The following is a 20,656-nucleotide window of genomic DNA, read 5'->3' on the forward strand; positions in this document are numbered from 1 at the left end:
GCCATTCCTCTCGGCCCGGAAGGACCGAGTTTCCTGACCACATCTAGGCGATGAATTCAACGCCCAGGGCACGGAAATCGGCCAGTTCTATGAGTCGACTGCCGTGGTGGGCGACGGCGGTGAGCGCCCGTCGCTGAGCGAGGACGCCCTGCTGCATCACCAGAAATCCACGTTCCCGGGACTGCGCCTGCCGCACGCCTGGCTTGGCGATCAGAAATCCAAATATTCGACTCACGACATCGCCAAGGGTACCGGTTTCACCATCTTCACCGGAATCACGGGCCAGGCCTGGGCCGATGCGGCGGTGAAGGTCGCCGAGCGCCTGGGCATCCAGCTGACGGCCGTGGTGATCGGTGAAGGCCGTGAGGTCCAGGACCTGTACGGGGATTGGCTTCGCCAGCGCGAGATCGGGGAAGACGGCGTCATCCTGGTCCGTCCGGACAAGCACATCGGCTGGCGCGCCCATGGCATGGTTGAAGACCCGGAAACCGCATTGTCGGCAGTGCTGTCCGAGATCCTTAGCCGCGGCGGCGAAAACTTCGGCCTGGCCGAGGAGGCCGAGGCAGCCCTCGCGAGTGCCGGACTCCTCGGCTGATATCCGGATTCCTGCTCCCGCCATGATCGCCTCATGGCGGGAGCATTCTTCCTGAGGGTCGGGAAAAAGGTGGGTGGCAATCGATTGCCAAAATATTGCCATGCCGCTACTGTTGATGTCAGACGAGCGGGGCCGGCGTGGGGTCTGGCCAGCTCGCGAGCAGAGCGCAAGGATCTTCCCCGATCTCCACCGAGCCAACTCAAGGATAGACCGATGACAACCATCACCCCTGAACTGCCCCTGACGATCACCGCCACCGATCGCGCCAGCATGGACCGTCAACTCAATGATGCAGTGACGTTCGCCCAGTCGAGGGCCATGCACGAGCGCCGCGGCATCCTGGTCACCCGCCACGGACACGATTCCTTCACCATCGCCGTCAGCGATGCCGTCCCCTTCGGCCTGACCCGCGAACACCAGGCCTGGTGAACTCGTAGCGCACGTGCGTAGATCTGCGGCCGAGCACTGACTCGCCCGCTGCAAGGCAAGAGGACGACGGCGGGAATTCCCGCCGTCGTCCTCTTGCTTGGAGGGCTGGTCCACCCTCAAGGAGCGCCGCCGGATCAGAAATTGGCGACCTGGGTCAGGTACCCGTAGTAGTGCGCGTCGATCGGGCGGATCGGATCGCCGCCGAAACCGTAGTCACGGTGGGCCCTGTTGTAGTCCTTGGTCACGTCCAGGAACTTCTCCATCACGGCTTGGCCCGAGCCCTCGCATTCCCCGCGGCTGATGCACAAGACCACCGATCCTGCCACGGCGGGGCTGGCAAAGCTGGTCCCATCCATGACGGCAGAGCCGCCCGGCGCTTTGGACAGCGGCGCCGTGGACAGCATGCAGGCGCCTGGGGCGGCGACGGTGTGGGCCTTGTCCTTCGGCTGGGTGGCGAAGTTGGAGAAGAACGCCGGCTGGTCATCCTTCTGCCCATAGGCGGCGCCCCAGGCCTGGGTCCCGCAGACGGGTGCCGCCAGCCCATCCGGCCGGCCGTCGAAGTCCGCCATGGCCGTCGCTGTCAGCACCTGGTCATAGGTGGCGGGGACCGTTCCGGCGAAATCCATACCGGCATTGCCCGCCGCCACGGTGTAGGCGACTCCGGCGCTGACCGAGCGGCAGATGGCGTAGTGCATCGGGTCCGTGCCCTTGCCGCAGTTGTCCGTGTCGGTGCCGGGGCCGGCGATGCTGATGTTGGCAACTTCGATGTTGTTGTTCCGGTCCTTGTCCCGGCGCGTGGATGTCACCCAGTCGATGGCGCAGATCATGCTCTGCTCGGAGATCATGCCGGCGTCATCGACCACGCGGACGGACCACAGCGGGGTGCCGGGTGCGGTCCCGATCACGCCGGTGCGGTTGTTCCGGGCGCCGATGACGCCGGCCACGGCGGTGCCGTGGCCCAGGACATCGACGGGGGTCACTGTGACGGGCGAGCCGGAAGTGCAGTCGACGCCGCCGCGCACGTTCAGGTCGGGGTGCGTGGCATCGATGCCGCTGTCGATGACCGCCACGTTGACGTCGAGCGAACCACGCCCGTCGTCACCGGCCCTGGTGCTGTCGCCCTCGGACGCGGCGCCCCTGATGCGCTGCCGCCACAGCGGAGTCACCTGGGTGCTGGGCGGTTCCGCGTCCCGCGGTTTGTGGAACTTCCGGCCCATGGTGACGAAGTCGACGCCGGGATCAGCCTGGACGCGCTGGGCTTCGGCCGCCGTCATCGTGGCGGCGTAGCCGCTCACGGCGTCCCGGTAGATCCCCGACGTCGTGAACCCGTACGTGCTCTGGTGGGCCGCGGCGGTGGCAGCGGGGTCCACGGCGCTGTCCTTGAGGACAACGATGTAGTCTTCCTTCGGCTCCGCGGCGGCTGAGGGGGAGGCGGCCGCGATCCCGCCGCCAATGGTCAGGGCCGCCGCCGCCAGGCCGGCCAGGATCCGGCGGGACCATGATCTGTCCGTCGGCGGGCGGGCCACGTCCGTGGGCCGGTGGCTGCGCGGACCGGCGGTGACGGTTGCTGGCTGCGATGATGATGGCTGGCGGAATTGGCTGAACATCGTGGCCTCCCATTAAGCGTCTTCGCTGGCGAGTGCCCCCCGGCCAATCTTAAGCCTCCGCCCGCATTTTAAGCCCGGACCTTGGGAAAATCTTGGAAATGGTTCCGCGCGCTCTCTGCCTGGCTGCTTACAGCTGCGGGACGCAGGTTCCGCTTCCCAGCAGGGCCAGGCCGGCGCGGTCACCGGCGGCGAAGTCCGTGAGCCCGGAGTTCTCGGCGTTCATCAGCTGGCTGGAGTCGGCTACGTGGTCGAGCCCGACGACGTGGCCCAGTTCGTGCATGATGATGGCGCGGACATGGGCGGGCCCTTCCGGCCCGTGCATGGCGTCTGCCAGGACCGGTGCATCCAGTGCCACCTGGCCCGCCACCAGCACCAGCGGATGTCCGGGAGCCTGCGCATAGCTGCTGCCGCCCAGCCCGGCAATCCTTCCCGCGAGGCCCGGGGTTTCCTCGGGGTTGGACCAAGCGATCAGCACCGGTGCCCAGCGTTTGCCGTAGCGGTCGTCCTGGTAGGTTGTGCGGTGCTCGCTGGGGGCCTCGGACGTGGCTCCGTCGTCCTGGAACCGCAATCCGGTTGCGGCGGAGACTTTGGCAATGGCCTGCTGGACCAGCTGGTCTGAACCGGGAGGTGCGTTGTCGGGCCTGACGACGTAGTGGACCGGCCGGCACGGATCGTAGGCGACGAAGGGCTGGCCCGGGTCCGGGGACGGTTGCAGCGAGTAGGCACGTGACCCCGTGCCCGCGGGCGGGCGGCCGAGCGGGGACTGCGCGGCCTCAAACCCTGGTGGCGGCATGGTGGCACCCGGCAGGTATGGCCGGACTGCCGGCAGGACGAACCGCTCGAACAGGGCAGGGCTGAAATACAAGCCCACGACGAGGGCAACGCCGAGGACCGTGCCGGATGTCCTGCCCCGGCGCCGCGCGCCGGCGGAACGCTTCGTGCGGGCGCGGGAAGCGGGCCTCTCCACGTTCTTGCCGGGGACAGGGGTGCCACGCCACGGGGAAGGAACGTCCATCTTTCCCAGGGCCTCGTCTATCGCCCACTGCGGGATGCGTCCGCTGGCGGAACGTCGCACGGTCCCTGGCCTGCCGTCGTCGGCCGCGCGGAAATGTGCCGGGGACGGATCGTCCCGGTTGCCGGAATTCGAACGCAACAGTGTCCCCCATCGCTGCACACCCCATCTCCCCGGATGGATGACCCCAGCTTAGGGGAAGGGACACCACGATGTCAGAATCCGGCAGCGTTTTGCCCGACGGCGGACGACGCTTCCCGCCGTCGTCCGCGGCGGATTTCAGCAGTCCCGGGAACGAATCCGGCCCCGGCTCGGTTACTCCATATAGAGGAAAGTACGATGAGCACAACTTGTATTGCACTGATAGTTCCGGACCAGCTCAACCAGCCGCTCCGGGTGGAGTCCCTCGAGCCAAGCCTGGCGAACCTCCGGCGGCTGGTCGGGGGAGACATGGACTCGGTCGCCCGCGGCGACTGGCATATCTATTTCAACTCAGTCGGCAGGATCAACAACCTGCCGCCGAACCTGCGGGCCGGCCAGCTGATGCACGAGTGCGGCCTGGACCTCGCCGATGCGGCCCGGGGCACCGCAGTGTTCCTCGGCCACGCGTTGCACGGCGCCGAGGCAGACGTGCCGGACTATCTCGTCCGCCGGGCCACCGCGTTGTTCGGCGCACCCCTGGCAGCCTAGGGTGGGCCGTCCGGCCGGACCGGCCTGGCGCAGGACTGCTCACCGCAGCCAGCCCTGCTCGAAGTCCGGATGGTCGTAGTAGGGCAGGGCGAGGGCATTGAGGGACTCGGCCATCCAGCCGATGGCCTCCGGAATCCACTGCCCGTCCCCGTACGGGTCGCTGACCATCGAAGCCAGGGCGGACTGCCGTGCCGATTCCACGATATGGATCAGCCTCTTCTTGGCCTCGCACTCCAGCAGCAGGCGGCGCTCGTACCATTGGCCGGACTCGGAGACGGACCTGTCGAGCAGGAGTCTTCGCGCCGCCGCCTCGTCCTCCTTGATCCGTGCGGAGAGGAACTCAACAATGTCCACAGACCGAGCGTACGCGTCCGGCCGCCGCCCCGGATATGCGCAGGGAGCGGTCAGGAGCGGGGCGCGCCCTTGACCGCTCCCACAACACCGGATGCCTCGGCGACGAGCATTGCGGTATCGCTGCTGGCCATGACGAAGTCGAAGCCCTGGTCCAGCGCAGCCCGGGCGCCGGCGGCCGAACCCGAGGCGAAACCGCAGGGCTTGCCCGCACGGTGGGCGACCTCCAAGGCATGGAGGTAGAGCCGGACGACTTGCGGGTCCGACGGCGTGGTGCCCATGTCCATGCTGAGATCCGCGACCCCCACGAACAACGCATCGATGCCGGCCACGGCCGCGATCTTCTCCACGTTGTCGATCGCGAGCTTGCTTTCAAGCTGCGGGATGCAGAGCGCTTTGTCGTTGCCCGAGGCCAGATAGTCCGTTGTCGGGAGTGTTCCCCAGCGGCCAGCGCGGCTGGTGCCGCCGGCGCCCCGGATGCCGAACGGCGGGAAGCGCACCGACCTGGCCGCTAGTTCTGCCTGCTCGGGGGTATCGATATGGGGAATCAGCACGCCGGCGGCGCCGGCATCCAGGATCCGCTGGATCGACGCCGGCCGCAGTTCATCCACGCGTACCAGGGCCAGCAGGCCCTCGGACGTGGCTGTGTTCACGAGCTGGTAGGCAGTGCGGATGTCGATGGGGGCATGTTCCTGGTCGATGACGACGAAATCGTAGCCGGCATGCGCCAGGATCTGGACCGACTCGATGGTGGGCAGTTTGACCCAGGTGCCGACTGCCCCTGGCGTGTTGAGGATTGACACTGGAAGCCTTCTTTTCATGGATGACCGGACTGATGGAGAGGCAGGCGGTGCTACTGGCGCGGATATTCGGCGGCGTTGAGCACCCAGCCGGGCTGGTCGGAGAAGTCCTCACGCGGCGGGCTGAAGATGTCGATCAGGATGTTGCTGCCGGCCCCGGTCGCCCTGGTGGTGTGCACCGTGGGCGGCGGGATGATCGCCAGCGACGGGCTGCCGACGGGGGTGTGCTCGTCGTCCCTCCACTGGTTCATGTCGGGCGTCCAGGGCGTGCGGATGTGGTGGATGAATTCGCCCCGGACGGCCAGGGACCCCTGTTCGAAGTCGTCGTGATGGTGCGGCGAGAGTTTACTGGCGTCGCGGGGCCCCTCGGTCGGGTACATGTAGTTGATCATCAGCGTGCGGGTGCGGAAGATGCGTCCGAACCGGCCGGGTTCGGCGGCGATGGTGTCCAGCGGATAGACACGCAGTCTGTCCCCGTCGGCAGGCTCCGGCCAGCTTTCCAGTGCGGCCACCCGCGGGTGGGGTTCACGGTAGTCCGCGGCATTCGCGGCCAGGGCCGCGAGGTCGTCGGTTCGGATGTCGAAGACGCGCACGACGTCCGTCGGCTGATCTGCCACGATCACGGATTCCCCCGGCGGAACCACCACGAGACTCTGACCCTTTGCGGTCACCTGCCCGTTCCCGGCGTGGACGGTGACCACGGCGTCATCCTCGTGCAGGATGACCACATATTCATCCTGCCCGGCCGGGCGGCGCAGTTCATCACCGGCGACCAGGCTGGAGTAGGCCACGATGAAGTTCTGGCCACGGGTGATCCAGGTTTTGCTGCCCCGGGCGCTGACCTCGCTGGGCTCGCCGTCGAACTCCGTGTAGTGGGGCGCCGCAATGGCGGCGTCTGCTGCGGCCGCGGGGGCGCTGCGGCTCAAGCCAGCGCGCGGATCTGACTTATCAAACATGGCGGGTCTCTCCCTTGAGGTCGGGCTTCGGCTCCACGGAAGTGTTCGCTATAAACATCCGTGCTTCGTATTTTGAACAAGGCGGGCAGTCTTGCCTGGCAGTTGAGGGGGCCCAGCACTTGCCACTGTGTCCCAGTTCACTTAGAGTATCAATAAATAGTCCCGCATTGCGAACATTCAATTAGCAATACGAACAAAAGCGATACGAACGAAGAGGCTCCCTTGTCTGAAGAAAACTCCGCCGGTTCCGCGTCGGACATCCAAGCCGTCACCCGCGCCGCCCAGATCCTGCAGTTGTTCGGTCCTAACCGGCCGCAGCTGACGGCCGCGGAGGCCGCGGATCTGCTGCATCTGAACCGGTCCACCGTGTACCGGTACTGCAACTCGCTGGTCGCCGCGGGACTGCTGGAACGCGGCCACGCCATCGGGTCCTTCGTTCCGGGCGGCCTTCTCCTTCAGCTCGGCGCGTTCGCCATGAGCCAGCGCAAGGTCCTGGACCTCGCTCCGGCCGTGATGCGGGACCTGAGCCTGGGAGCCCACATGACGGCCGTCCTGAGCCTGTGGGGCTCGGGAGGGCCCGTGGTGTCACGGGTGGAGGAGGACACCAGCCGCAATGTGGTTGTCTCCGTGCGGGTCGGCTCGCAGCTGCCCCTCGTCTCGGCCCAGGCCAAGGTGTTCCTGGCCTTCACCCCGGACCAGCTGCGGGCAGAACGAATGCTCTCGGCCCTCCCCGCGGAACAGCAGGAAGCGCTGCGCGCCGAAATCGAGCTCACCCGGGTGACCGGTGTGGCCACGAGCCCCGATCTCGGGGGTGTCAATGCCGTAGCGGCGCCGATCTTCGACGAGCACGGAATCTGTGCCACGCTCGCCCTCGTCGCCACCAACCACGTCCTCACCCTTGATCGCGAATCACAGGCCGCCTGGGACGTGGCCACCGCAGCAGCAGAACTGTCCGCCGCCCTCGGCGGCGGAACCCAGCGCAACCAGACAACCGGCCGGCTGGCCGGCGTCGTCGAACGCGCCCAGCGCAACTAGGAACCAGCGCCACCATGATGAATTCCACTGACAAGCAACGGAGGACGACGATGTCCGCACACAACACCCTGCAAGCACCAGCGAAACCCGCCCGCCCACAACGGGCTGGACGAAACCGCACCAATAACCCCAACCCCGGACGTTCAGCGCTCAAGGGCGGGATTTTCGGCTACTACGCCGACCAGTTCGACATCTACCTGCCGATCATCGCCCTGGCGCCGGCCATGATCTACTTCCAGCCGCCGGAAATGGACAAGGGGACCGCCGCGACCATCGCCGCCCTGGTCTTCGCGTCCACCCTCGTCGCGCGGCCGCTCGGTTCTGCCATCTTCGGCCATTTCGCGGACAAGTTCGGACGCCACAAGCTCACCCTCGTGGCGCTCGCCGGTTTCGGCCTGGCCACCCTGGGAATTGCCTGCCTGCCCGGCTACCAGAGCGTCGGCAGTCTCGCTATAGTCCTGCTGGTCCTGCTCCGTTTCCTCGGCGGTGCGTTCCTGGGCGGTGAGTACAGCACGGCCGTCCCCCTGGCCATGGAATGGACGCCCAAGAAGCTCCGCGGGCTGGCCAGCGGCCTCATCACGGCCACCAACCCCCTGGCAAACGCCACCATCGCCGTGCTCACCTTCGGCCTGCTGATGATCCTTCCGGCCGGCAGCGTTGACTCGCCCTACGTTCAGTGGGGCTGGCGCATCCCGTTCGTCATCGGCGGACTCCTCGCCTTTGCGGTGTTCTTCTACTACGTCCGCAACGTCGAAGAGGCCCCGGACTTCGAGGCCTCCGCTGCCACCGAATCACCAGTGAAGGCACTCTTCCTCGGCCGCCACCGCCGCAGCCTGATGCAGGTCTTCATCCTCATGACCGGCATGTGGTTCCTGACCAATGTCGCCGCCGCGATCCTGCCCGCCACCCTGAAGAATGCCGTCGGCGTACCGGACAAGACGGTCAGCGTCATCATGCTGATTGCCTCCGTCGTCACCATCGGCGGCTTCCTGGGGGCAGCGGTACTGTCGCAGAAGATCGGCCGGCGGCGCTTCTACATCGGCTTCGGCATCACCTCGCTTCCCGTCTCCGGCACAGCCTTCGTGCTGCTGCTGAACACCCCGGCCGGGAACATCGTGGCGATCACGGTCCTGGCAATCGTGATCGACGTCTTCACCATCTCCGCCTTCGGACCCATCGCCGCCTACCTGACCGAGCGCTTCCCGGCGGCCATCCGGGCGAGCGGCTACGGCATCGGCTACAGCTTCGCCTTGATCATCCCCGCGTTCTACACCTTCTACATGAGCGGCCTCACGGCTTTCATGCCCCTGGCCTTCACCCCCGTGGTCCTCATCGTCATCGGCGGCCTGCTGCTTGCGGTGGGCGCCTACCTCGGCCCCGAGACGCGCGACGTCGACATGGGCTCCCGAGCTGTAGACCCGGCCGGCTCACCGGCCTAACCCCCAAAACTTCCATCCGTTCCCAAGGAGAAACCATGACCACCCTCGCAACTGGCGAACACGTCTTCACCGACGACAGGATCCCCGAACTCCTCCTCGGCGCCGTGGACCTCCACGTGCACCCCGCCCCCTCGCCGTTCCCGCGCAACATCGGCATCCGCGGCGTTGCCGACCAAGCCCACGCCGCCGGTTTCCGGGCCATCCTGGTCAAGTCCCACCACCACAGCATGGTGACCGACATCGCCGCCGTCGACGATGCCATCGGCGGCCTGCCGATCCCCGTCTACAGCGGCGTGGCCCTGAACAACTACGTGGGCGGCATCAACCCGTACGCTGTCGAACTCAGCCTGCAGATGGGCGGCCGGATGGTCTGGATGCCCACGGTGTCCTCCGGGCAGCACATTTGTGTCCACGAACGCGAGGAGCACCTGAAATTCCCGGCCACCAGCATCAAGCTGCGGAAGACCACACCGATCCCGGTGCTCGACGAGGCCGGAAACCTGCTTCCGGCCACCGTGGAAGTCCTGCAGCTGGTCAAGGACGCCGATGCGATCCTCTCCACCGGGCACATGTCACCGCCGGAGATCACGGCGGTCCTGCGTGCTGCCAAGAAGATGGGCCTGCGCCGGCTGGTCGTAAACCACCCGAACTTCGTGATCGAGGCCAACCCGGCCCAGGCCCGGGAGTGGGTGGACCTCGGGGCCGTCGTCGAGCATGGCCTGGTCCAGTACGACGACCGCACCACGTTCTTCCAGTGGAAGGTGGACACCATGCTGAGCTTCATCGACGCGGTGGGAGTCGACAACACCATCATCGGCTCCGACCTGGGCCAGAAGAACAATCCCTTCCCCATCGATTCCTACGAGCGGGTCCTGGGCCAGCTGCTCGATGCCGGCGTCAGCCGGGAAGACATCCGGAAGCTCGTCGCCGTGAACACGGGCCGCGTCCTGGACGGCTAGCCAGCCGGGCTGGCTCGCGGGAAATGTGACGGGGGGCAAGCGGACGACGGCGGGAAGTTCCGCCGTCGTCCGCTGCTGTCCGGGCGCGTTCTCGACACTGATTCCCGGCAGGCCTACCGTTGTCACATGAGCAAAAACCCGGACGAGGGCCGAGTCCCGGACGAGACGGGAAGCTGAGGGTGGGGCCAATGACGGGCGGCGGGGCAGCGGGCGAGTTCAAACGCCGCGTGGAGCGTGCCGCGGAGCTCCGGGCCGTCCGGGCCGCCGGCGGGACAGCGCAGGAGGACCCGGAGGTGACGGCAGCCGAGGAAGAAGTCCGGCAGAAACGAAATAAGGTCGATGATGCCGCCAGGGCTGAATACCTGATCCGGGACGCCATGGCGCAGGGGAAATTCGACAACCTGGAATACGCCGGCAAACCGATTCCCGGGCTGGGGGAGGGCTATGATCTCGACTGGTGGGTCAAGGGCCTGATCCAGCGCGAGAACATCAGCGGGCTGGGCCCGAAAGCCATCCTCCTCCGCGCCGAGGACGCAAGACTGGATGCCCGGCTCGACGCCCGGTATTCGGAAAGGCAGGTGCGCGACATCGTCGAGGACTTCAACGCACGCGTGATCGATGCCCGCCGGCAACTACAGGGCGGGCCGCCCGTGGTCACGAAAACCCGCGACGTCGACGTTGAAGTGCAACGCTGGCACGAGCGCCGGGCCGCCGTGGCGGCTGCCGTGAAGGCTGCCCCGGACCCGCCGGAGCCCGGACCCGAACGCCCCTGGTGGCGGCGCTTCTGGAGCTAGGCCGCCCGGACGGGAGGCTACACGCCTGAGGCGTACGCCTCTTCTTTCATGTGCTGCGGCTCCGCGGCGGGAGCAGTCGCATGAGGATGGAAGGGGCTGAACCGGCTGAGGCCCAGCTCGGCGAAGAAGTAGGCGCTCTCGGCGTGCTCGGAGCGGTCCACACCGGCGATCTCGTCTTCGAGGCTGACCCGGAACCCGAGGGTCTTGTGGATGGCGAGACCGATGACGCCGGTCACGAGGCCGGAGAGCGTGACGGCAATCAGCACGGCGACGGTCTGCGCGATGAGCTGCTGCAGGCCGCCACCATAGAACAGGCCCCCGCCTGCCCCGTTGACCGGGAGGGCAATGAAGCCCAGGGACAGGGTGCCGATGAGCCCGCCGCCCAGGTGGACGCCCACGACGTCGAGCGAGTCGTCGAAGCCGAACCTGTACTTCAGGTCCACGAACACGGCGCAGGCCGCGCCCGCCAGCAGGCCCAGTCCCAGCGCCGCGAGCGGGCTGACGTTGGCGCAGGCCGGGGTGATCGCGACCAGGCCGGCAACAACGCCTGAGGCCGCCCCGAGGGAGGTGGGGTGGCCGTGGCGGATCTTTTCGGTCACGAGCCAGCTGAGCATGGCCGCGGCCGGGGCCGCCAGGGTGTTCACCCAGATCAGGCCGGCCTGCTCCGCCGAGGCCGCGGCCCCGGCGTTGAAACCGAACCAGCCGAACCACAGGATGCCGGCGCCGAGCATAACGAAGGGGATGTTGTGTGGGCGGTGGTTCGGGTCCTTCCCGAAGCCGTGGCGGTTACCCAGGATCAGGACCAGGACCAGCGCGGCGACGCCGGAGCTGATCTCGACGACGGTGCCGCCGGCGAAGTCGATCATCTGGCCGAACACGGCGCTCACGGCGCCGCCGGGGTTCATCAGGCCGCCGCCCCAGACCATGAAGGCGAGCGGGCAGTAGACAAGGGTGATCCAGATGGGGACGAAGATGGCCCAGGAGGTGAACTTGGCCCGGTCCGCGATGGCGCCGCTGATCAGGGCCACCGTGATGATGGCGAAGGTTGCGCTGTAGCCGGCCTTGATCAGGTCCGGCGAACCGATGATGTTGCTCAGGCCGAAGCTGGCGAACGGGTCGCCGAAGATGCCGAGAATGCCCTTGCCGGTGCTCATCGAGTAGCCCCAGAGGACCCAGATAACGCCGACGATGCCGACCGAGATGAAGCTCATCATCATCATGTTGAGCGACGCCTTGGCCCGGGTCATGCCGCCATAGAAGAGGCCCAGAGCCGGGGTCATCAGCAACACAAGCGCCGCCGAGAACATCATCCAGACGTTTCCCGCAGTGAGTTCCACGTGCGCGTCCCTTCTCATTCACTCTGCCGTACCGGGACGCATCGCCGCCGGCCCCCTGTCCGTGGTCAATCCTCCGGGAACCGTGTTTCCGAAAGTGGGGAAAAAGATTGCGGGGAGGTTTCAGGAACGGCCGTTGCGTGAAGATGGCGTGTCAGGTTTGTTTCGGGAACGTTAACGGGGCCTCTCTGTCAGCGTGCCTGGCCCGGCGCCGGCGGCTTGGTCATGGACTCGGGCGGCGGGGGAAAAGCGGCGGCCGGGTAGAGTCCGGCGACCTGGAGCACGTAGTTCGCCCACTGCGGGCCGGCGAGCATGTAACCGTCAATGTTCTTGTAGAACTTGCCGTTGATGGTGATGTTCTGGCCGGGCCGTTTCTGGCCTTCCAGGGTGTCGCCGAAGAAGGAAGCGGTGGCAAGGCCGGTGGTGTAGCCGGCCACCCAGGTCGCGCCGTTGTTGTTGGAGGTGCCGGTCTTTGCCGCCACCGGAACCTTGTCCTGGACCTTGGGTGCGATGTAGATGCCGGACCCCCGTTTCAGCACGTCCTGGAGCACGGAGTTCACGCCGCGGGCAACCTCGGGCTTCACGGCGTCACGGCAGCTGCTGGTCTCGGCCGGAAGCTTCCGCCCCGCCGCATCGGTCACGTCCACAATGGCGATCGGGGCGCAGTACTTGCCGTCATTGGCGAACGTGGCGAACGCGTTGGCCAGGTGGAGCGGCGCCACGCCAATGGCACCCAGCAGGTTGCCCAGCTGAAGCATGTTCACCGGGGCGTTGTCCACGCCGCTGTGGAGCCCTACGGTGTCGACTATTTTCTGGATGCCGCAGAAGTCCAGTTGGGCGGCCTCGGCGAAGGTGGCGGTGTTGATGGAGTTGTAGAGCCCGTAGTTGACGGGCATCTTGCGGTAATAGCCCGCATCGTTGTTCTGGAGGTCGTCCGCGGCGCCGAGGGCTTTCTGCGCCGTAGCGTAGGCGCCGAGGACCTTTCCGCAGCTGGACCTCCAGGGAAAGTCCAGCGGGTAGGTCCGCCGGGAGGCGTCCACCTCGGCCACCAGGGACTTGCCCTCATTGAGCCATTCCGCGAACGTGAACGGTTTCATGGTGGACCCGGGCTGGAACCCGCCGGCGCCGTTCAGGTCATTGCCGCTGGCGTCCTTGGAATCGACGTTGAAGTTCAGCTGCGTGTCGAATTTCCCGGGTTCGGGAAGAAACACCGTGTTCTGCGCCATGGCCAGGATCTTGCCGGTGCCGGGCTGGATCGAGACCAGGGAAGCCCCCCACTTGTCCGGGTTGGCCCCGGCGGTGGCATCGACCTGTGCCTGCGCGGGAGCCTGCAGCCTGCTGTCCAGGGTGGTGGTGATGGTCAGGCCGCCGCGGTACAGCCTTTTCTCGCGGTCGGCGGCGTCGACGCCGTACGCCGGGTTGTTGAGGATGAGGTGGGAAACGTAGTCGCAGAAGTACGGCGCCATTTCCGCGGCGGCGCAGCCCTGCTTCGCGGGAGCGATCTTCAGCTCGACGCTGCTGGCTGCAGCGGGGTCATGGTCGGCCTGGGTGATTTTGCCCTGGCGGAGCATCGCCTCCAGGACCTGGTTGCGCCGCTTGACGGAGTTTTCCGGATGGACCGACGGATCATAGAAGGTGGGGCTGTTAACCAGCCCGGCAAGAAGGGCGGCCTGGGGCAGGGTGAGGTCCTTGGCCGTGGTGCTGAAGAAATGCCGCGCCGCGGCCTCAATGCCGTAGGCGTCCCGGTTGAAGAACACGATGTTGAGGTAGCCCTCGAGGATCTGGTCCTTGCTGTACTTCTTCTCCAGTTCGATGGCGAGCCTCATCTCGCGCACCTTGTCGCCGAAGCTCTTCTGGCCGCTGAGGATGACCTGGTCACCCCTGTCCGCCGACAACAGGGACTCATTGACCACGTTGGTGACGTACTGCTGGGTCAGCGTGGATGCGCCCTGCCGGCCGCCGCTGGTCAGGTTGGACGTCAGCGCCCGGAGAATCCCCTGCGGGTCCACGCCGGCGTGCTGGTAGAAGCGGCTGTCCTCGATGGCGACAATCGCGTCCTTGATGTAGGGGGACATCTGGTCCAGCCCGACCTTCACCCGGTTCTCCGCATAGAAGGTGGCGATCGGCTTCCCGTCCGCGCTCAGCACTTTGGTTGACTGCGACGGCGAATTGACGGTCAGGTCAGAGGGGAGGCCGTTGAAGAACGTGATCGAATTGCTGACGGCAAGGCCGGCAGCAGCAACACCGGGGACCACCAGGCTGGCAGTGAGCACGCCGCAGATCGCGCTCACGATCAAGAATCCCAAGACCCTCCAGAGGGCCGCGGCCAGACGGGATCCTATTCGGTTCTGCGGCGCCATTTTCTGTCCAGCCATCACGCTCGAAACGTGCCTTCAGAATACGCCGGAAGGCCGCTCCGGGCCAGACCGCGGGAGTCGATTTTCCGGCGGGGGAATGAAATTCAATACTTGAATGTTCAATAAATATGGACTTTGGCATTTTTACCTTTGGCGAGCTTTCCCGCAATATCAGGACGGGCAGTGCGCTGTCCCCGCAGCAGCGCGTGAAGGAGATCATCGAACTGGCGAAGCTGGCCGACCAGGCCGGTCTGGGCTTCCTCGGGCTGGGGGAGCACCACCGGCACGACTTCGCCCTCTCCGCCCCCGAAATCGTGCTGGCCGCGATCGCCCGGGAAACCAAGAACCTGCGGCTCAGCACCGCCGTCACTGTGCTCTCCACCCAGGACCCGGTGCGGCTCTTCGAGCAGTTCGCCACCCTGGACCTGATCTCCGACGGGCGGGCCGAGATCATCGCGGGCCGGGGCGCCTTCGTGGAGTCCTATCCGCTGTTCGGCCACAGGCTGGAAGACTACGACGCGCTCTTCGACGAGAAGCTGCGCATGCTGCTGGAACTCCGGGACCACGCCGTCGTGGACTGGCAGGGACAGTTGACCCAGAGCCTCGCCGGGCTGGACATCGCCCCGCGGCCGGTGCAGGACAAGCTTCCGGTCTGGGTCGGCGTCGGCGGAACGCCGGCTAGCTTTGCCCGGGCCGGGCGGCTGGGGCTGCCCTTGTTCGTTGCGCTGCTGTCCGGCCCCGCCCGGTTCCGCCGCCTCGTGGAGCTCTACCGCCAGAGCGCTGCCGACGCCGGCCATGACGCCGCCGGGCTGCAGGTCGGGGCCGGCGGCCACTTCTATGCCGCGCCCACCTCGCAGCAGGCGCGCGACACGTTCTACCCCTACTACCGGGCCTACTTCGAGCAGAACATGCCCCGCCCGGTGGACCATTTCCCCCGCGCGACCTTCGACGAGTGGACCGAGCCCGGCGGCGGGCTGCTGGTGGGAAGCCCCCAGCAGGTCATCGAGAAGCTGCTGGAAATCCACGGGACCCTCGGCAACAGCCGGTACATGGCCCAGATCGGGCTCGGCGGCCTGCCGTTTGCGGAGACGGCGCGGTCCATCGAGCTGCTCGCCACCGAAATCATGCCCGCCGTGAACCGCGAAATCGGCGCGGCCGGTCCCGGCGCGGCGGCGGCTGGCTTGGCCGAAACCGGTACGTCCACGGGAAACTGAGGAGCTACCGGACGGCAATATCCGCTGCGGCGTGCGGCTCCACGAACGCGCACGAGCCCCGGTGGCGCTCAGGCTGGATGCAGGTGCGGCCAGTGGGAAGGTGGACATTGCCGCAGCAGCCTGCCTTTGCGACGTCCTCGCGGATGTGAAGACTGCTCAGATCGGGGCGATCTTCATGGTGTTCCTGCGGCCCACGATCGCCGGATTCGTCTCGTTCTGGACTGTTCACGTCTGCATGACTCCTTAGGAGCGCCTGCCTTGCGGCAGGGTATAAACAGTCTCTGTTGAGCCCGATGCCCAAGTCTCACACAGCCGTGCCAGGAATGGGGGCTTGCGGGATGGCGGATTGCGTGCCGAGGATCCGCCATCCCGTCATGACCTTCAGGAGTGCCCGGAATGGTTGCCGTTGCCGTTCCCGGAGCTATCCGCGTCGGTGACGCGGTACCGGACGAGCATGCCGGCGCTGATGTGGTCGTTGACGTGGCAGTGGAACAGCCAGGTGCCCACGTCATCCGGGACCATGTCGGCCACCACCATGCTGGCCGGCAGCAGGCTCACGACGTCCGTGCGCATCCCTAGCGCGGTCACGGTGTTGCCGTGCCAGTGCGGGGTGTGCAGGTCCACCTCGGTGCCCATGCCCATCAGGTACCAGCGGACCCGTTCCCCCTTTCGCATGGTCATTGCGTCCAGCGGCAGGTTGCCGAAGACATACCCATTCACGGAGTGCATCAGGTTGCTCTCCCCGAACCCTTCGCTGCCGGTGTCAACGCTGGCCGGGTCGGCGGCGACGCGGTCGATGTTGCGCTGCAGATACGGGCTGGCATTTTCATTGCTGACCTTGAACTGGACGAAGAACTCACGGTCGACGTCGTTTGGGGTGCCGTCCGCGCGGGCGGCACTGGCCTTGGTGATCACCATCGGACCCACCAGGCCGGCGTAGTCGTCTCCGACCTCGTTCGTGTGGGAGTGGTACATCCACATCACAGAACTCCCGTCCATCGGGCCGGGGCCGGCGCGATCCGGAACCTTGTAGCTGTAGGTGTATGCGGTTCCCGGGGCGACGGCGTCGTCACCGTGGTCCGCTGCCCCCGTGCCGTCGTCGTACGGAGCGCCCTCGCTGGACTTGTCGTAGAACACGCCGTGGACGTGAACGGAGACCGGACGGTCGAGGTTGTTCTTGAAGACCACCTTGATCGTGTCGCCGACGACGGCGCGGATGACCGGGCCGAGCATGCCGAGATGCTGGTCTGCTGCGCTGCGCGGCTTGAGCGATGTGAAGGACGCGTCCGTGTATTCCCGATACAGCGACTTCACGTAGGTGGTGCCGATCCGCTGGGGGCCAGGCTTGGTGAAGACCGCCGCGGTATCGTCAAAGGCGGCGCCCGTGATCTGGTTTATTCCGGACGGCGCATAGTTCCAGTCGACCTCGTCGGCGCCGATGTAGTACGTCCGGGCCTGAGGAACGTACTGTCCCTTGGCCGGCACCGTTGCCGTTGCCGAACCCGAGAGAACGAAGATCGGCGTCAGCGCCGCGACCATCCCCAGCAGGAGCAACAACAAGACCCACCGGGGCCAGAACAATGGCCCCCTGCGCATTTGCTCCGGTGTCATTACGTGACTGCCCATGTGATGCTCCCACCTTCAAATCCATGCTGTGCGGAGTGACGCAGCTTCAACATGGGAAACGTAGGACGGACAGCTTGGACTTTTCTTGCCCCGGCTATGCCTGGCCGATCGGGATCTCCAGGAAACCGCCGGCAGCGTTCCAGAGGCTCCGGGTTCCGAGGTCCTGGCACAGCCGCTGCATGCGTCCGGCTATCTCCCCTGAGCTGCCGTGCGCCAGTCGGGCCTGGAAATCTGTGATGAGCGTCGGATGCAGCCGCAGCGTGTGGGGCGCGTTCCCCCGGGTTTCCAGCATGAAGATGAAGGACTGGTCGTTGCGTTCCACCGGGTCCACGGCGTAGTCGTCCACAAAGTCGCCGGCGCTGTAGATGACCGGCCGGTTCCGGTAGAGCCCGACGCCGCGGAAGATGTGCGGCGAGTGCCCGAACACGACGTCGGCCCCCGCATCTATCAGCGCCCGGGCCAGGTCCTGATGCCCGGGCGGGGCCTCGGAACCCCAGTTGGGACCCCAGTGCGCGGAAACTATCAGCAGCTGGACGCGCGTCTTGGTCCCGCATACCAGTTCCAGCAGCTCCGCCACCCGGCGCCCGCCGTCGCCCACGGGAACAAAGTGGACGCCGGGCGACGCCTCCGAAGCCTCCCAGCCGGGCTGGTTGTCCGTGAAGGCGATGAAGCCGACGGCGGCGCCCGCCACCCGCCGCACCGTGGGGCGCCGGGCCGCTTCGCTGTCCAGACCGGCCCCCGCATGCAGGATGCCGGCGGCGTCCAGCGCCGGCAGCATCTCCCGGAACGCGTCGGTGCCGAAGTCCAGCACATGGTTGTTGGCCAGCGACACCACATCGATCCCGCCGCGCCGCAGGGTCTCCACATTCTTGACGTCGGAGCGGAAGTGGAAGACCTTGCCGGGCTCGGGTGTGCCGCCGTCGGCGAGGACGCATTCGAGATTGGCGAAGCGGACGTCCGCCTGCCGCAGGACGGGGCCCGTGTCTCCCCAGGGATAATCCGGGCCGGTTGTCCTCAGCCGCTGGTTCACCAGCCGGCCCAGCATGACGTCCCCCAGGAATGCAATCTGCACTGCGCACCTGCCCGTCTGCGGTTTGGGCGGCCCGGCCGAGGGCCCGGCGGCTCAGCCGTTGTAGTCTTCCACCTGCTTCGCGGGGCGGGTCCGGGCCTCGTCAGGGTTCGCGCCGTAGTCCTTCTTGGCTCGCCGCTGGCGGAGGAGGTCCCAGCACTGGTCCAGCTGCTCCTCCAGTTGCCGGAGCCGGTGGGGATCGGGAATCCCGCCGGACTTGATCTCATTGGACTCTTCCGCCGTCTCCCGGAGGCTGTGCTCTTCCTCCACCAGCGCCTTGATGCGTTCCAGGATGTCTTGGTTGTCCACAGTTTCCTCTTCTCGTCGGGCGGCGGTCCCTTTCCCAGCCTACGGACGGTGGCCGGCCCTGACCAGAGGGTGCCCAGCCGTTCCGGCGGCTCAGCCCAGCAGCTCGTCCGCGTAGCACCAGCGCCAGTCTTCGCCGGGTTCGATGCTCCGCATGACGGGGTGGCCGCTGGTCTGGAAGTGCCTGAGGGCATGGGTCCCCGGGGACGAATCGCAACAGGCGACGTTTCCGCACGCCACACACATCCGCAGGTGCACCGTCGTCGTGCCTTCCCGGAGGCACTGCCTGCAGGCGGCGCCCGGCGGGACCGCCGGATCGGGAGCCGACCCGAGATGTTCGCAGACCCCGCCCGGCCTGGCGATCCCCTCGCCGCGGCCACCGGGGGACATGTCCAGTTCATCCAGGCTGGCGTCGAGCATGGACTCCTCGACGTCGAGCCTGTCGAGGACCTCGCTGAGGACTTCGTGGGCATACTCCCCGCCGCGCCGCAGTTCCAGGACCTTGGCGCGCTCGGCCTCCAGCATCGCCAGGCGCAGCTGCGCGTAGCGCTGGCTGGGCGTGGCGGCCTCCGCCGACGGCCGGCCGAGCCGCTCCCACGCCGCCAGGCCGCGCTCCTGGGTCCGGCGTTTAAGCATCGCCACGACTTCCGGCGGGTCGCTGGCCGTCCGCAGCTCGTGCAGGCGCCGCACCCCCGCGGCCGTGGCCAGCTGCATGAGGGAGGCCTGGTTCAGGGCGTCCTCGCGCGGGTCTGGGCCCTGGATCTGGAGCAGCCGGACCAGGGCCGGCAGGGTGAAGCCTTGCAGTGCCAGGGTGCCGGCCACCACGACGAGGGCGGCAAGGATCAGGACGGAGCGGTGTTCCATCTCCGCCGGCAGGACCAGCACGGCCGCGAGCGTCACCACGCCGCGCATGCCCGCCCACGAAACGATGGCCGGGAACTGCCATGACGGTGCCGGGTCATTCCGGCGGACGGCCGGGATGAGCCGGGGGAGATAGGTGGCCGGAAACACCCAGACCGGACGCAGGAGCAGCACGGCCAGCAGCACCCCCGCGCAGCCGAGCCAGATCCGGTCCGCGCCCAGTGAGTCATCCCGGACGCCCTCGATGATGGTGCGGACCTGCAGCCCGATCAGGAGGAACACGGCATTCTCCAGCAGGAACTGGACGGTGTTCCAGTTGCTGCGCTGGCTCAGCCGTGCGGCCCCGTTCGGCATTAATGGCGCCTTGGTGCCCATGACCAGGCCGGTCACCACCACGGCCAGCACGCCCGAGGCATGGATTGCCTCGGCCGGCAGGTAGGCGACGAGGGGCGCGATCAGGGAGATGGAGGTGTTGATGGGGACGTTGCGGATCCGTTGGCGGAGCTCCGTGAGCACGTAGGCCGCGGCGATGCCGACCGCCAGGCCGCCGCCGGCGGCAAGCAGGAATCCGGCAGCGATCTCCGTGGCAGAGACGGCTCCGGAGATCGCGGCGATGGCGGCGCGCAGGCAGACCAGCGCGGTGGCGTCGTTGACCAGCGATTCGCCTTCCAGGATGTTGACGATCCGGCGGGGCATGCCCACTTTGCGCGCGATGGCTGTCGCCGCCACGGCATCCGGCGGTGCGACGACGGCCCCGAGTGCCATGGCCGCAGCGAGCGGGATTTCGGGAAACAGCCAGCTGACAACGAAGCCGACGGCGACCGTGCCGAAGATGACGTAGCCGACGGACAGCAGCCCGATGGCGCGCCGGTTGGAGCCGAAGTCGAACAGCGAGGTCCGCAGCGCCGCGGCGTAGAGGAGCGGAGGCAGCAGCCCGATGAGGACCAGTTCGGGATTCAGCTCGATCCTGGGGACGAACGGCAGAAAGGAACACCCGACGCCGGCCAGCACCAGCAGCAGCGGTACCGGGACATTGAGCTTCCGGCCCAGGGCGCTTCCCGCGCACACGACCGCAACGAGGGCCAGCACTCCCAGGGCGACGTCCATGGAACCATTGTTTCAGGTGCGGAGACCGCCGGAGCCCTGAGTTCATCTCCCTGACCCACTCCGTTCGGATCGCGGCCCTAGCCTTGTCCAGGAATCGGATGCCCTGAACAAGGAG

General features: G+C 67.0%; 20 protein-coding genes. 9 read left to right on the plus strand and 11 right to left on the minus strand.

All coding sequences use genetic code 11. The features are described 5' to 3' along the window. Positions 1-106: 106 nt before the first annotated feature. Together ACQCSZ_RS23860 and ACQCSZ_RS23865 are read left to right on the plus strand one after the other, a co-directional pair. Positions 107-595 (plus strand): hypothetical protein, encoded by a 489-nt coding sequence (locus tag ACQCSZ_RS23860; protein WP_427006051.1) that lies wholly within the window; start codon positions 107-109, stop codon positions 593-595. Between the two features lie 213 nt (positions 596-808). Beyond that, a complete protein-coding gene (locus ACQCSZ_RS23865; RefSeq protein WP_427006052.1) occupies positions 809-1,024 on the plus strand; it encodes a hypothetical protein in 216 nt (71 codons plus the stop codon). Positions 1,025-1,158: 134 nt separating this feature from the next. Here the strand turns inward: ACQCSZ_RS23865 and ACQCSZ_RS23870 are convergent, their stop codons facing one another. Together ACQCSZ_RS23870 and ACQCSZ_RS23875 are read right to left on the minus strand one after the other, a co-directional pair. Then, positions 1,159-2,631 carry a S8 family peptidase gene (locus ACQCSZ_RS23870; protein WP_427006053.1) on the minus strand — a complete coding sequence of 491 codons (1,473 nt, stop codon included), beginning with the start codon at positions 2,629-2,631 and terminating at the stop codon, positions 1,159-1,161. Between the two features lie 127 nt (positions 2,632-2,758). Then, entirely contained in the window at positions 2,759-3,784 is a 1,026-nt protein-coding gene (locus ACQCSZ_RS23875; protein WP_427006054.1) for a peptidase, read from the minus strand. Positions 3,785-3,982: 198 nt separating this feature from the next. On the opposite strand from ACQCSZ_RS23875, the gene ACQCSZ_RS23880 reads away from it, so the two are divergent. After that, complete coding sequence (locus tag ACQCSZ_RS23880) at positions 3,983-4,333, plus strand: DUF3846 domain-containing protein (RefSeq protein ID WP_427006055.1); 351 nt, start codon at positions 3,983-3,985, stop codon at positions 4,331-4,333. A gap of 39 nt (positions 4,334-4,372) precedes the next feature. Here the strand turns inward: ACQCSZ_RS23880 and ACQCSZ_RS23885 are convergent, their stop codons facing one another. Genes ACQCSZ_RS23885 through ACQCSZ_RS23895 form a run of 3 tightly spaced genes read right to left on the minus strand, consistent with a single transcriptional unit; the run spans position 4,373 to position 6,440 of the window. Then, complete coding sequence (locus tag ACQCSZ_RS23885) at positions 4,373-4,687, minus strand: DUF6221 family protein (RefSeq protein ID WP_427006056.1); 315 nt, start codon at positions 4,685-4,687, stop codon at positions 4,373-4,375. A 50-nt stretch (positions 4,688-4,737) separates the two neighbouring features. Beyond that, complete coding sequence (locus tag ACQCSZ_RS23890; protein ID WP_427006057.1) at positions 4,738-5,487, minus strand: HpcH/HpaI aldolase family protein; 750 nt, start codon at positions 5,485-5,487, stop codon at positions 4,738-4,740. 50 nt (positions 5,488-5,537) lie between these two features. After that, on the minus strand, positions 5,538-6,440 hold the full coding sequence (locus tag ACQCSZ_RS23895) for a hypothetical protein (RefSeq protein WP_427006058.1): 903 nt from the start codon (positions 6,438-6,440) through the stop codon (positions 5,538-5,540). A 222-nt stretch (positions 6,441-6,662) separates the two neighbouring features. Between ACQCSZ_RS23895 and ACQCSZ_RS23900 the strand changes: the two genes are divergently transcribed. The 4 genes from ACQCSZ_RS23900 (at position 6,663) to ACQCSZ_RS23915 (ending at position 10,667) form a co-directional block, all read left to right on the plus strand. Further along, entirely contained in the window at positions 6,663-7,475 is an 813-nt protein-coding gene (locus tag ACQCSZ_RS23900; protein WP_427006059.1) for an IclR family transcriptional regulator, read from the plus strand. 50 nt (positions 7,476-7,525) lie between these two features. After that, positions 7,526-8,914 (plus strand): MFS transporter, encoded by a 1,389-nt coding sequence (locus ACQCSZ_RS23905; protein WP_427006060.1) that lies wholly within the window; start codon positions 7,526-7,528, stop codon positions 8,912-8,914. Between the two features lie 35 nt (positions 8,915-8,949). Further along, positions 8,950-9,873 (plus strand): DUF6282 family protein, encoded by a 924-nt coding sequence (locus ACQCSZ_RS23910; protein ID WP_427006061.1) that lies wholly within the window; start codon positions 8,950-8,952, stop codon positions 9,871-9,873. Between the two features lie 188 nt (positions 9,874-10,061). Then, positions 10,062-10,667: a DUF1992 domain-containing protein gene (locus ACQCSZ_RS23915; RefSeq protein WP_427006062.1), complete on the plus strand. Its 606-nt coding sequence runs from the start codon at positions 10,062-10,064 to the stop codon at positions 10,665-10,667. Positions 10,668-10,684: 17 nt separating this feature from the next. Here the strand turns inward: ACQCSZ_RS23915 and ACQCSZ_RS23920 are convergent, their stop codons facing one another. Together ACQCSZ_RS23920 and ACQCSZ_RS23925 are read right to left on the minus strand one after the other, a co-directional pair. Further along, positions 10,685-12,004, minus strand: a complete 1,320-nt coding sequence (locus ACQCSZ_RS23920) for an ammonium transporter (protein WP_427006063.1) — start codon at positions 12,002-12,004, stop codon at positions 10,685-10,687. Between the two features lie 188 nt (positions 12,005-12,192). Next, the gene (locus ACQCSZ_RS23925) at positions 12,193-14,361 is read right to left on the minus strand and encodes a transglycosylase domain-containing protein (protein ID WP_427006064.1); all 2,169 of its coding nucleotides are present in this window, start codon (positions 14,359-14,361) and stop codon (positions 12,193-12,195) included. Between the two features lie 125 nt (positions 14,362-14,486). Here ACQCSZ_RS23925 and ACQCSZ_RS23930 point away from each other — a divergent pair, with 125 nt between their 5' ends. Then, positions 14,487-15,572: an LLM class flavin-dependent oxidoreductase gene (locus ACQCSZ_RS23930; protein WP_427006065.1), complete on the plus strand. Its 1,086-nt coding sequence runs from the start codon at positions 14,487-14,489 to the stop codon at positions 15,570-15,572. A gap of 31 nt (positions 15,573-15,603) precedes the next feature. Further along, complete coding sequence (locus ACQCSZ_RS23935) at positions 15,604-15,819, plus strand: hypothetical protein (RefSeq protein WP_427006066.1); 216 nt, start codon at positions 15,604-15,606, stop codon at positions 15,817-15,819. A gap of 134 nt (positions 15,820-15,953) precedes the next feature. Here ACQCSZ_RS23935 and ACQCSZ_RS23940 read toward each other — a convergent pair whose 3' ends face one another. The 4 genes from ACQCSZ_RS23940 to ACQCSZ_RS23955 all read right to left on the minus strand — a co-directional run bounded on the left by ACQCSZ_RS23940 (position 15,954) and on the right by ACQCSZ_RS23955 (position 20,541). Next, positions 15,954-17,198 (minus strand): multicopper oxidase domain-containing protein, encoded by a 1,245-nt coding sequence (locus ACQCSZ_RS23940; RefSeq protein ID WP_427006067.1) that lies wholly within the window; start codon positions 17,196-17,198, stop codon positions 15,954-15,956. Between the two features lie 94 nt (positions 17,199-17,292). Continuing rightward, positions 17,293-18,270: a CapA family protein gene (locus ACQCSZ_RS23945; protein WP_427006068.1), complete on the minus strand. Its 978-nt coding sequence runs from the start codon at positions 18,268-18,270 to the stop codon at positions 17,293-17,295. 51 nt (positions 18,271-18,321) lie between these two features. Further along, the gene (locus ACQCSZ_RS23950) at positions 18,322-18,576 is read right to left on the minus strand and encodes a DUF2630 family protein (RefSeq protein WP_427006069.1); all 255 of its coding nucleotides are present in this window, start codon (positions 18,574-18,576) and stop codon (positions 18,322-18,324) included. A 90-nt stretch (positions 18,577-18,666) separates the two neighbouring features. Continuing rightward, a complete protein-coding gene (locus ACQCSZ_RS23955; RefSeq protein WP_427006070.1) occupies positions 18,667-20,541 on the minus strand; it encodes a Na+/H+ antiporter in 1,875 nt (624 codons plus the stop codon). Positions 20,542-20,656 lie beyond the last annotated feature (115 nt).

The sequence above is a fragment of the Pseudarthrobacter sp. H2 genome (assembly GCF_050157045.1).
Lineage (GTDB): Bacteria > Actinomycetota > Actinomycetes > Actinomycetales > Micrococcaceae > Arthrobacter.